Source organism: Burkholderia sp. 4NA327C6, assembly GCF_005502655.1.
In the GTDB taxonomy this organism is placed as follows: domain Bacteria; phylum Pseudomonadota; class Gammaproteobacteria; order Burkholderiales; family Burkholderiaceae; genus Burkholderia; species Burkholderia contaminans.
In genome coordinates this window covers 137387-150101 of the sequence record NZ_SCNZ01000009.1, presented here as the reverse complement: position 1 = coordinate 150101, position 12715 = coordinate 137387, and the positions used below count along the sequence as shown (strand labels likewise).

The 12715-nt window shown below is 66.2% G+C and carries 8 protein-coding genes; 7 read left to right on the top strand and 1 reads right to left on the bottom strand.

Annotated elements, in window-relative coordinates; all coding sequences use genetic code 11:
- Positions 1 to 7: 7 nt before the first annotated feature.
- Entirely contained in the window at positions 8 to 1093 is a 1086-nt protein-coding gene (locus tag FFS49_RS12190) for a sn-glycerol-3-phosphate import ATP-binding protein UgpC (RefSeq protein ID WP_039366725.1), read from the top strand.
- Positions 1094 to 1121: 28 nt separating this feature from the next.
- A complete protein-coding gene (ugpQ, locus tag FFS49_RS12185; protein ID WP_105816457.1) occupies positions 1122 to 1892 on the top strand; it encodes a glycerophosphodiester phosphodiesterase in 771 nt (256 codons plus the stop codon).
- 188 nt (positions 1893 to 2080) lie between these two features.
- Here ugpQ and FFS49_RS12180 read toward each other — a convergent pair whose 3' ends face one another.
- Positions 2081 to 2812: an OmpW family outer membrane protein gene (locus FFS49_RS12180; RefSeq protein WP_039366719.1), complete on the bottom strand. Its 732-nt coding sequence runs from the start codon at positions 2810 to 2812 to the stop codon at positions 2081 to 2083.
- Positions 2813 to 3004: 192 nt separating this feature from the next.
- Here FFS49_RS12180 and FFS49_RS12175 point away from each other — a divergent pair, with 192 nt between their 5' ends.
- From FFS49_RS12175 to thpR, 5 genes are all read left to right on the top strand, one after another.
- Positions 3005 to 3718, top strand: a complete 714-nt coding sequence (locus FFS49_RS12175; RefSeq protein WP_006477151.1) for a transposase — start codon at positions 3005 to 3007, stop codon at positions 3716 to 3718.
- A 289-nt stretch (positions 3719 to 4007) separates the two neighbouring features.
- Complete coding sequence (locus FFS49_RS12165) at positions 4008 to 8711, top strand: glutamate synthase-related protein (protein WP_039366715.1); 4704 nt, start codon at positions 4008 to 4010, stop codon at positions 8709 to 8711.
- Between the two features lie 85 nt (positions 8712 to 8796).
- Entirely contained in the window at positions 8797 to 10263 is a 1467-nt protein-coding gene (locus FFS49_RS12160) for a glutamate synthase subunit beta (RefSeq protein WP_039366713.1), read from the top strand.
- Between the two features lie 366 nt (positions 10264 to 10629).
- A complete protein-coding gene (locus FFS49_RS12155) occupies positions 10630 to 12120 on the top strand; it encodes a sodium:alanine symporter family protein (protein ID WP_046544783.1) in 1491 nt (496 codons plus the stop codon).
- A complete protein-coding gene (gene thpR, locus FFS49_RS12150) occupies positions 12117 to 12683 on the top strand; it encodes an RNA 2',3'-cyclic phosphodiesterase (RefSeq protein WP_105816458.1) in 567 nt (188 codons plus the stop codon). Before FFS49_RS12155 ends, thpR begins: the two co-directional genes overlap by 4 nt.
- Positions 12684 to 12715 lie beyond the last annotated feature (32 nt).

Below are 12715 nucleotides of genomic sequence, written 5' to 3'. Positions count from 1 at the left end.
ACCAAGAATGGCTGCGCTGAGCTTGAAGGGCGTCAGGAAATCCTACGACGGCAAGCAGCACGTGCTGCATGGCATCGACGTGGAGATTGCCGACGGCGAATTCATCGTGCTGGTCGGCCCGTCGGGCTGCGGCAAGTCGACGTTGCTGCGGATGATCGCGGGGCTCGAGACGGTGACGGACGGCGAGATCGCGATCGGCGAGCGCGTCGTCAACGCGCTGGAGCCGAAGGATCGCGACATCGCGATGGTGTTCCAGAACTATGCGCTGTACCCGCACATGACGGTCGCGCAGAACATGGGCTACGGGTTGAAGATCCGCGGGATCGAGCGCGCGACGATCGACTCGCGGGTGGCGGCGGCCGCGAAGATCCTCGAACTCGAGCCGCTGCTCGCGCGGCGGCCGCGCGAGCTGTCGGGCGGCCAGCGGCAGCGCGTCGCGATGGGGCGTGCGATCGTGCGCGAGCCGTCGGTGTTCCTGTTCGACGAGCCGTTGTCGAACCTCGATGCGAAGCTGCGCGTGCAGATGCGGCTCGAGATCCAGCGGCTGCATGCGCGGCTCGCGACGACGAGCGTGTACGTGACGCACGACCAGATCGAGGCGATGACGCTCGCGCAGCGCGTGATCGTGATGAACCGCGGCTACGCGGAACAGATCGGTGCGCCGGTCGACGTGTACGAGAAACCGGCGACGGTGTTCGTCGCGGGCTTCATCGGCTCTCCCGCGATGAACCTGATGCACGGCCGGCTGTCGGAAGACGGTGCGACCTTCACGGTCGCGGGCGGCGGCCCCGCGCTGCCGGTCTCCGGCGCGCCCGGCATCGGCCGCGAGATCGCCGTCGGGCGCGACTGGGTTCTCGGCGTGCGGCCGGAACACATGACGCCGCAGCCGGGCGTCGCCCAGGCGACGCTGCCGGTCGATTCGTGCGAGCTGCTCGGCGCGGACAATCTCGCGCACGGCCGCTGGGGCAATCACGACGTCGCGGTGCGCCTGCCGCACGCGGATCGCCCCGCGCGCGGCACGGCGCTGGCGGCCGCGCTGCCTGCGCACCGGCTGCATTTCTTCGATCCCGAGACCGGCAAGCGTGCCGGCTGAAACCGCTGCATCCGCCGAGAGACCGACGATGATCACCCGTACCGACTGGCCCTATCCGCGCGTCGTCGCTCATCGCGGCGGCGGCACGCTCGCGCCGGAGAACACGCTTGCCGCGCTCGACGAGGGCGCGCGGCGCAGTCACCGGATGGTCGAGTTCGACGCGAAGCTGTCGGCCGACGACGTGACGTTCCTGCTGCACGACGACACGGTCGACCGGACCTCGAACGGCCACGGAGCGGCGGCGGGCATGCGTTATGCGGCGCTGGCCGCGCTCGACGCGGGCGCGTGGCGCGATGCGCGCTTCGCGGGCGAACGGATGCCGACGCTCGAGGCGGCCGCGGCGCGCTGCATCGCGCACGGGCTGGCCGCGAACGTCGAGATCAAGCCGTGCCCCGGGCGCGAGCGCGAAACGGGGCGGCGCGTGGCGGCCGACGCGGCCGCGTACTGGCGCGATGCCGCCGTGGCGCCGCTGCTGTCGTCATTCTCGTTCGACGCATTGCAGCAGGCGCGCGCGACCGTGCCGGGCCTGCCGCGCGGGATGCTCTACGAAGTCGTGCCGGACGACTGGCATGCGCAGGTGATCGATGCGCTGGCCTGCGTATCGTTGCATGCAGACCACAGCCGGCTCGACGAACCGCTCGTGCGCGCGATCAAGGCTGCCGGGCTGCGCATCCTGGTTTACACGGTGAACGACCTCGAACGGGCACGCGAACTCGCGCGCTGGGGCGTCGATGCCGTCTGCACGGACCGCATCGACCTGATCGCGCCCGATGCGCTGGACGACATCGACGTTGTCTGACGGCCCCGGCCACGGCGTGAGCCGCGCCAGCGCCCGGCGAAACCCTTGCGCGGAACGTGCCTGACGCGAAAAAACGACGCCCCGACGGGATTTCCGCCGGGGCGTTTTGCATCGTGGAGACGTTACGCCAGGAAAAATCCGCTACAAATTGCAGCAGGATTAACCATTCCCCAAATATTCGACTACGCTTAGAAGCGGTAGCCGACGTTCAGGTACGTGACGATCGGGTTCAGCGAGATGTGGGCCTTCGACGTTTCCGTCAGTGTGCCGACCGGCGTCCGGCGGGCCGTCGTAAAGGTCGCCGTCACGCTGACCGGGATGTACGAGAGCGACAGGCCTGCGAACCAGTGCTTCGTGAAGTTGTACGTGAAGCCGGCGTTGAAGACAGGCGCCCACTGGTTGCTGGTCGTGGCGCTGGTCGGGCCGCCGAGCACGCCGTTCTCGAAGCTGCTGTTCGTGATCTTTGCACCGGTGAACCAGACGTACGTCGCGCCGATGCCGACATACGGACGGAACTTCGCGTTGGCGTCGTTGAAGTGGTAGCGCAGCAGTACGGCGGGGCTCCACTGGTACGCACGGCCGAGTACGCCGAATCTTTCGAACTGACCCTTGCCGGTAATGTCGAACTTCGGCGGTATCCCCATAACGAGCTCGGTGGAGATATGGTCGGTGATGAAGTAGCCCGTTGCGAGCCCAAGCGTATCAGCGTCGTTGATGCCGGCACCGGTGTTGGGAATCGATTGGTTGATGGGCGTGCCGCCTACGCCGTAGACGAACAGCGGGTCGCTGCTGTCCTGTGGCGCAAGGTGGAACCAGCCGGTGCTGACGTAGAAATCACCTGCGGATTGTGCATGTGCCGTACCGCCCGCAAACGTGAATGCGAGCGCTGCGGCCCCCGTAATGGCCAGTTTTCGTTTCATTGTGTCTCCTCCGATCAAAGGCGTGCTCATTATGACGACTGCGTTTAAAACCAAACAAGCTCGTAAGTTAGAGTTTTCTCCCTAGGTTTCGTACGACCGTACGCTTTCGCGCCCAGCGGGGACAGGGATTCAACGCAGGTGCGCATTTCGGACCCCCGGGTATTTCCTAACGCGTTCAAACGGACATTCAGCATGGCACGGTTAGCACGACTCTACGTTCCCGACCAGCCGCAGCACGTGATACTGCGCGGCCTGGATCAGCAACCCGCGTTCGTCGACGACCAGGACTACGAACTCTTCATCGATTGCCTGAAGGCCGCCGCACGCGATCATCACCTGTCGGTGCATGCCTACGTGCTGCTGCCGCGCCAGGTGCAACTGCTCGTGACGCCGAGCGACGAAGCGAGCCTGCCGAAAGCGATGCAGGCCGTCGGCCGTCGCTACGTCGCGCATTTCAACCGGCGCTACTCGCGGCGCGGCACCCTGTGGGAAGGCCGCTATCGCGCGACCGTGATCGAAGGCGAGCGCTATTTCCTGCTCGCGAGCCGCGTGGTCGAGATGAGCCCGGTGCGCGCGCAGCTCGTCGCGACGCCCGAGGCCTATCGCTGGTCGAGCTACCGGCACCACGTCGGGCTCACCGTCGACAGCCTGATCACCGACCATCCGCTCTACTGGGCGCTCGGCAATACGCCGTTCGACCGCCAGCGCGCGTACAAGGAGCTGTGCGAACAGCCGCTCGACGAGCGGCAGGCCGACCAGCTGCAGCAGGCGACGTTGAAGGGCTGGGTGCTCGGCGGCGAGAATTACCGCGAGTGGGCGGCGCGTACCGCGAACCGGCGCGTGTCGCCGCTGCCGCGCGGACGCCCCAGAAAGGTGCGTGAAAACACGCCGCCGATCCAGCAGTAACGCAGGAACGGCGGTTCAGGAGGCGGCGCTGCGGGCGCCGCTTCTTTTTGCACCAAAACGATACGGCCCCAATAAAACGGCACCAGATCGAGGCGTCCGTTTAATTGGGGTTCGATCAAGCGGTTTTTGTTGCTATTCCTTTGATTCGTCGCGTATATTCCGAATTCCGGTGGCCCGGGCGAAGCATGCCCATCCACTGTCGGCCGTGCCGTCTCCCGTCGGGAGCGGGATCGACGGCAACAAGAAAATGGTTCAACGGCCTCCAGGCCCCCTTTACGACGGTGTCCCCATGAACGACCACCAGCAGCCGCTCGCCGCGGTGCCCGCCGCACAAGGTCTGTACGACCCGCAAAACGAACACGACGCCTGTGGCGTCGGCTTCGTCGCTCACATCAAGGGCAAGAAGAGCCACGAGATCATCCAGCAGGGTCTGAAGATCCTCGAGAACCTCGATCACCGTGGCGCGGTCGGCGCCGATCCGCTGATGGGCGACGGCGCGGGCATCCTGATCCAGATTCCGGACGCGTTCTATCGCGAGGAAATGGCGAAGCAGGGCGTGAATCTGCCGCCGGCCGGCGAATATGGGGTCGGCATGATCTTCCTGCCGAAGGAAAACGCGTCGCGTCTCGCGTGCGAGCAGGAGCTCGAGCGGACGGTGAAGGCCGAAGGGCAGGTGGTGCTCGGCTGGCGCGACGTGCCGGTCGACCATGCGATGCCGATCTCGCCGACGGTCAAGGCGAGCGAGCCGCTGATCCGCCAGATCTTCATCGGCCGCGGCAAGGACATCATGGTGACGGACGCGCTCGAGCGGAAGCTGTACGTGATCCGCAAGACCGCGAGCCACCGCATCCAGGCGCTGAAGCTCAAGCACGGCAAGGAATACTTCGTGCCGTCGATGTCGGCGCGCACGATCGTCTACAAGGGGCTGCTGCTGGCGGGCCAGGTCGGCGTGTACTACCGCGACCTGCAGGACGCGCGCGTCGTGTCGGCGCTCGCGCTCGTGCACCAGCGCTTCTCGACCAACACGTTCCCGGCGTGGGAACTGGCTCACCCGTACCGGATGATCGCGCACAACGGCGAGATCAACACCGTGAAGGGCAACGTGAACTGGCTGAACGCGCGTACCGGCGCGATCGCGTCGCACGTGCTCGCCGACGACCTGCCGAAGCTGTGGCCGTTGATCTACCCGGGCCAGTCGGATACCGCATCGTTCGACAACTGCCTCGAACTGCTGGTGATGGCCGGCTACCCGCTCGTGCATGCGGTGATGATGATGATCCCGGAAGCGTGGGAACAGCACACGCTGATGGACGAGAACCGCCGCGCGTTCTACGAATACCACGCCGCGATGATGGAGCCGTGGGACGGCCCGGCCGCGATCGCGTTCACCGACGGCCGCCAGATCGGCGCGACGCTCGACCGTAACGGCCTGCGCCCGGCGCGCTACATCGTGACCGACGACGACCTCGTCATCATGGCGTCGGAAGCCGGCACGCTGCCGATCCCCGAATCGAAGATCGTCAAGAAGTGGCGCCTGCAGCCGGGCAAGATGTTCCTGATCGACATGGAACACGGCCGCATCATCGACGACAAGGAACTGAAGGACAACCTCGCGAACGCGAAGCCGTACAAGAGCTGGATCGACGCCGTGCGAATCAAGCTCGACGAGATCGAGCCGAAGGCCGAGGAAGTCGCGGCCGGCCGCACGCAGGGCGCCGCGCTGCTCGACCGCCAGCAGGCGTTCGGCTACACGCAGGAAGACCTGAAGTTCCTGATGGCGCCGATGGCGCAGCAGGGCGAGGAAGCCGTCGGCTCGATGGGCAACGATTCGCCGCTCGCGGTGATGTCGAACAAGAACAAGACGCTCTATCACTACTTCAAGCAGTTGTTCGCGCAGGTCACGAACCCGCCGATCGACCCGATCCGCGAGAATATGGTGATGTCGCTCGTGTCGTTCATCGGCCCGAAGCCGAACCTGCTCGACACGAACAACATCAACCCGCCGATGCGTCTCGAAGTGTCGCAGCCGGTGCTCGACTTCAAGGACATCGCGAAGATCCGCGCGATCGACCAGTACACGGGCGGCAAGTTCAGCGCGTACGAACTGAACATCTGCTACCCGGTCGCCTGGGGCAAGGAAGGCATCGAGGCGCGTCTCGCGTCGCTGTGCGCGGAAGCCGTCGACGCGGTGAAGTCGGGCTACAACATGCTGATCGTGTCGGACCGCAAGACGGACGCCGAGCACGTCGCGATTCCTGCGCTGCTCGCCACGTCGGCGATCCACACGCACCTCGTCCAGCAAGGGCTGCGCACGAGCACGGGCCTCGTCGTCGAGACGGGCTCCGCGCGTGAGACGCACCACTTCGCGCTGCTCGCGGGCTACGGCGCGGAAGCCGTGCACCCGTACCTCGCGATGGAAACGCTCGCGAAGATGGCCGAAGGCCTGCCGGGCGACCTGTCGCCGGAGAAGGCCGTCTACAACTTCACGAAGGCGGTCGGCAAGGGCCTGCAGAAGGTGATGTCGAAGATGGGCATCTCGACGTACATGTCGTACACGGGCGCGCAGATCTTCGAAGCGCTCGGCCTGTCGAGCGACCTCGTCGAGAAGTACTTCAAGGGCACGGCCTCGAAGGTCGGCGGCATCGGCCTGTTCGAAGTCGCGGAAGAAGCGATCCGCCTGCACCGCGACGCGTTCGGCGACAACCCGGTCCTGCGCGACATGCTCGACGCGGGCGGCGAGTACGCATACCGCGTGCGCGGCGAAGACCACATGTGGACGCCGGATTCGATCGCGAAGCTGCAGCACGCGACGCGCAGCAACTCGTACCAGACATACAAGGAATACGCGCACCTGATCAACGACCAGACCAAGCGTCACATGACGTTCCGCGGCCTGTTCGAGTTCAAGGTCGAGCCTACCAAGGCGATTCCGATCGAAAACGTCGAGCCGGCGAAGGACATCGTCAAGCGTTTCGCGACGGGCGCGATGTCGCTCGGTTCGATCAGCACGGAAGCGCACGCAACCCTCGCGATCGCGATGAACCGGATCGGCGGCAAGTCGAACACCGGTGAAGGCGGTGAGGACGAGAAGCGCTATCGCAACGAACTGCGCGGCATTCCGATCAAGTCGGGCGAGACGCTGAAGTCGGTGATCGGCGATGAAATCGTCAGCGATATTCCGCTGAAGGACGGCGATTCGCTGCGCTCGAAGATCAAGCAGGTCGCGTCGGGCCGCTTCGGCGTCACCGCCGAGTACCTCGCATCGGCCGACCAGATCCAGATCAAGATGGCGCAGGGCGCGAAGCCGGGCGAAGGCGGCCAGCTGCCGGGCCACAAGGTGTCCGAATACATCGGCAAGCTGCGTTACTCGGTGCCGGGCGTCGGCCTGATCTCGCCGCCGCCGCACCACGACATCTACTCGATCGAGGATCTGGCGCAGCTGATCCACGACCTGAAGAACGTGAACCCGAGTGCGAGCATCTCGGTGAAGCTGGTGTCGGAAGTCGGCGTCGGCACGGTCGCGGCAGGTGTCGCGAAGGCGAAGGCCGATCACGTCGTGATCGCCGGCCATGACGGCGGCACGGGCGCATCGCCGCTGTCGTCGGTCAAGCACGCAGGCACGCCGTGGGAACTCGGCCTCGCCGAAACGCAGCAGACGCTGGTGCTGAACCGCCTGCGCGGCCGCATCCGCGTGCAGGCCGACGGCCAGATGAAGACCGGCCGCGACGTCGTGATCGGCGCGCTGCTCGGCGCGGACGAATTCGGCTTCGCGACGGCTCCGCTCGTCGTCGAGGGCTGCATCATGATGCGCAAGTGCCACCTGAACACGTGCCCGGTCGGCGTCGCGACGCAGGATCCGGTGCTGCGTGCGAAGTTCAAGGGCCAGCCCGAGCACGTCGTGAACTACTTCTTCTTCGTCGCCGAGGAAGTGCGCGAGATCATGGCGCAGCTCGGCATCGCGAAGTTCGACGACCTGATCGGCCGTGCCGACCTGCTCGATACGCGCAAGGGCATCGAGCACTGGAAGGCGAAGGGCCTCGACTTCTCGCGTGTGTTCTATCAGCCGGAAGAGTGCGAGGACGTCGCGCCGCGTCACGTCGACGTGCAGGATCACGGCCTCGAGCGCGCGCTCGACCACGTGCTGATCGAGAAGGCGAAGGCCGCGATCGAGAACGGCGAGCATGTGTCGTTCATCCAGCCGGTGCGCAACGTGAACCGCACGGTCGGCGCGATGCTGTCGGGCGTGATCGCGAAGAAGCACGGCCACGACGGCCTGGCCGACGACGCGGTGCACATCCAGCTGAAGGGCACGGCCGGCCAGAGCTTCGGCGCGTTCCTCGCGAAGGGCGTGACGCTCGACCTCGTCGGCGACGGCAACGACTACGTCGGCAAGGGCCTGTCGGGCGGCCGGATCATCATCCGCCCGACCAACGACTTCCGCGGCAAGTCCGAGGAAAACATCATCTGCGGCAACACGGTGATGTACGGCGCGATCGAAGGCGAATCGTTCTTCCGCGGTGTGGCGGGCGAGCGCTTCTGCGTGCGCAACTCGGGTGCGACGGCGGTCGTCGAAGGCACGGGCGACCACGGCTGCGAATACATGACGGGCGGCACGGTCGTCGTGCTCGGCGAGACCGGGCGCAACTTCGCGGCCGGCATGTCGGGCGGTCTCGCGTACATCTACGATCCGGAAGGCACGTTCGCGGCCAAGTGCAACAAGTCGATGGTCGCGCTCGAGCCGGTGCTGCAGCAGGCCGAGCAGGAGCGCACGGTCGATCGCGCGCTCTGGCACGAAGGCACGACGGACGAAGCGCTGCTCAAGGGGCTCGTCGAGCGTCATTTCCAGTTCACGGGTTCGCCGCGCGCGAAGTCGCTGCTGGAAAACTGGGACGCGGCGCGCCGCCAGTTCGTGAAGGTGTTCCCGCACGAATACAAGCGCGCGCTGGGCGAGATCGGTGCGAAGAAGGCGGCGAAGGAAGAACTGGCCGCCTGAGCGACGAACGACTTAGCGAATGCCGCGCGCGCATGACTGCCGCGCGCGGCTCCCCCACCCGATACACCGAACAGAAGAGCACCTTATGGGCAAGGCAACCGGTTTTCTGGAGTTCGAACGCCGCCACGAGGCGTACGAAGCACCGCTCACGCGCGTGAAGCACTACAAGGAATTCGTCGCGGCACTGACCGACGCGGACGCGAAGGTCCAGGGCGCGCGCTGCATGGATTGCGGCATCCCGTTCTGCAACAACGGCTGCCCGGTCAACAACATCATTCCGGACTTCAACGATCTCGTTTACCGCCAGGACTGGCAGCAGGCGATCGAAGTCCTGCATTCGACCAACAACTTCCCGGAATTCACGGGCCGCATCTGCCCGGCGCCGTGCGAGGCAGCGTGCACGCTCGGGATCAACAACGACCCGGTCGGCATCAAGTCGATCGAGCACGCGATCATCGACAAGGCCTGGGCGGAAGGCTGGGTGAAGCCGCTGCCGGCCGAGCACAAGACGGGCAAGAAGGTCGCGGTCGTCGGCTCGGGCCCCGCGGGCCTCGCCGCCGCGCAGCAGCTCGCGCGTGCGGGCCACGACGTGACGGTGTTCGAGAAGAACGATCGTGTCGGCGGCCTGCTGCGTTACGGGATCCCCGACTTCAAGCTCGAGAAGTGGCTGATCGACCGCCGCATGCGCCAGATGGAAGCGGAAGGCGTGACGTTCCGCACCAGCGTGTTCATCGGCAAGGATCCGCTGCCCGAGTCGATCGGCAGTCTCGCGAAGGAAACCATCTCGCCGGACACGCTGAAGGAAGAATTCGACGCGGTCGTGATCGCGGGCGGTTCGGAAACGCCGCGCGATTTGCCGGTGCCGGGCCGCGAGCTCGCGGGCGTGCATTTCGCGATGGACTTCCTGCCGCAGCAGAACCGCGTGAACGCGGGCGACAAGCTCGTCGACCAGCTGCTCGCGAAGGGCAAGCACGTGATCGTGATCGGTGGTGGCGACACGGGTTCGGACTGCGTCGGCACGTCGAACCGTCATGGCGCGAAGCAGGTTACGCAGTTCGAGCTGCTGCCGCAGCCGCCGGAAGAGGAAAACAAGCCGCTCGTGTGGCCGTACTGGCCGATCAAGCTGCGCACGTCGTCGTCGCATGAAGAAGGTTGCGAGCGCGACTGGGCGGTCGCGACGAAGCGTCTCGAAGGCAAGAACGGCAAGGTCGAGAAGCTGATCGCGGTGCGCGTCGAGTGGAAGGACGGCAAGATGCAGGAAGTGCCGGGCTCCGAGTTCGAAATGAAAGCCGACCTCGTGCTGCTCGCGATGGGCTTCACGCAGCCGGCGGCACCGGTGCTCGAGGCATTCGGCGTCGCGAAGGATGCGCGCGGCAATGCGCGTGCGGCGACCGAAGGCGATCGTTCGTACTACACGTCGGTCGACAAGGTGTTCGCGGCGGGCGACATGCGCCGCGGCCAGTCGCTCGTGGTGTGGGCGATCCGCGAAGGCCGCCAGTGCGCGCGCTCGGTCGATGCTTACCTGATGGGGCATTCGAACCTGCCGCGTTAAGCGCGGGTCGGTAGCCGTCGTAGAAACCGGGCGTCCGAAAGGGCGCCCGGTTTTTTTGTGCGCGCGATTCGGTGACGGGCCGCGTGGGCGCTGCGCGCTCCGTATCGGGCGGCCGGCCGGCGTTTCGGTGCGTTTTCCACCGCGCCGGACATATCACGACTCCGCTCCGTATTGCGGTTTCCTGATCCTGGTACCTCCGCATTTTCGCGAAGCGTCGCCTAATCTGATCACATCCGATCGCAATTTCCCGTCATCTCAAATCTTTCGTTTTGTAATGATCCTTGCAAATTGTCATATCATGTCGCCCCTCGGGCCGTGAAGCGAGCGGCCGTCACCTGTGACCGACCCTATTTACAAGGATTCTGGATGGAAGCACTCGTGCAAGGGCTGATCGACGCCGTCAACGGCGTGTTGTGGAACTACGTGCTGATTGCGCTGCTGCTCGGCGTAGGCCTGTGGTTCACGTTGCGGTTCCGGATGATCCAGCTGAAGGCGTTGTTGCTCAGCGTGAAGCTGGTCGGCAGCAAGGGCGAGCCGGGCAGCATCTCGTCGTTCCAGGCGTTCGCGACCGGGCTCGCGAGCCGTGTGGGCACCGGCAACATCGCCGGCGTCGCGGTTGCGCTGACGGTTGGCGGGCCCGGCGCGATCTTCTGGATGTGGATGACGGCGCTGGTCGGGATGTCGTCCGCGTTCGTCGAGGCGACGCTCGCGCAGATCTTCAAGGTGTCGCACCCGGACGGCAGCTATCGCGGCGGCCCCGCGTACTACATCCAGACGGGCCTGCGCTCGCGCGGCTTCGGCGTGCTGTTCTCGCTGTCGCTGATCCTCGCGTTCGGCTTCGTGTTCAATGCGGTGCAGGCCAACGCGATCGCCGATGCGTTCGACACGTCGTTCGGCTGGAGCCGCGCGAGCGTCGGTCTCGGGCTCGTGCTGCTGACCGCGCCGATCATCTTCGGCGGGATCCGCCGGATCGCGGCGGTTGCACAGGTGATCGTGCCGCTGATGGCGATCGGCTACCTCGCGCTGGCGGTCTATGCGGTCGCGACGCACATCGCGCTGGTGCCGGGCGTGATCGCGCTGATCGTGAAGAGCGCGTTCGGCCTCGAGCAGGCGGCGGGTGGCCTGACGGGTTATGCAGTGAGCCAAGCGGTTGCGATGGGTGTGAAGCGCGGGCTGTTCTCGAACGAGGCCGGCATGGGCAGCGCGCCGAATGCGGCGGCAACGGCCAGCACGCGGCATCCGGTCGTGCAGGGGCTGATCCAGATGCTCGGCGTGTTCGTCGACACGATCGTGATCTGCAGCGCGACCGCCTTCGTGATCCTGCTGTCAGGCCAGTACGAGCTGGGCACCGGCATGGAAGGCGCGGCGCTCACGCAGCGCTCGATCGCGAGCCACGTCGGCGACTGGGGCGGCATCTACATGGCGTTCGCGATCTTCTTCTTCGCGTACTCGTCGGTGATCGGCAACTACGCGTATGCGGAAGGCAACGTCGAATTCATCACGAAGCGGCGCGGCGTGCTGCCGCTGTTCCGCGTCGCGGTGCTCGCGATGGTGATGTTCGGCAGCGTCGGGCAACTGCCGCTCGTGTGGGCGATGGCCGACACGAGCATGGGGCTGATGGCGATCATCAACCTGATCGCGATCCTCGCGCTCGGCAAGTACGCGCACGCGGCATGGCGCGACTATCGCCGCCAGCGCGCGGAAGGCGTGGCCGATCCGGTGTTCACGCGCAACACGATTCCGGAACTCGCGAACGTGTTGCCGATCGACGTGTGGGGCGAGCATGGCCCGCTGCCGCAGCGTCCGGTCGCGACTGATCCGACGCGCGTGCCGCGCGCGGTGGCGAGCGAGTCATGAACGGCGACCGGCTGCGCGTGTTCGTTGCGCTGATGCCCGATGCGGCATCGCGCGACGCGCTGCACGCGTTGCCGGTTACCCGGGGCGCGCGGCGTCCGCTGCCCGCGCAACTGCATGTGACGCTCGCGTTCGTCGGGGCGATCGAGCGGGTGTGCTGCGACGAACTGGCCGCGTGCCTGCCGGCGCTTGCGGCCGCGCATGCGCTGCCGTTGATGCCGGTCGAACGAATCGCGTGGTGGCCGAGCCTGCCGCGCGCACGGCTGATCGTCGCGGAACTGGCCGCCGAGCCGGCGTGTGCGGCGTTGAATGCGGCGCTGTCGGCGAAGCTGCGCGAGCTCGGCGTGCCGGCCGACCGGCGGCCGTTCCGCCCGCATGTGACGCTCGCGCGGCTGCCGCACGATGCGCTCGGGCAGCCGGCGCACGGCGGTGCGGTGAAGCGGCCGGTCGCGCTGCGGTTCGACGCGCTCACGCTGTTCGAAAGCCGGCTGTCGCATGAAGGCGTGTCGCATCGGCCGATCGTATCGGCGCCGATTGCGCGGGCGGATGGCGAGGCGGCGGGTTGAGCCGTTGTGGCGAGACCTGGCGATGGGCCGCC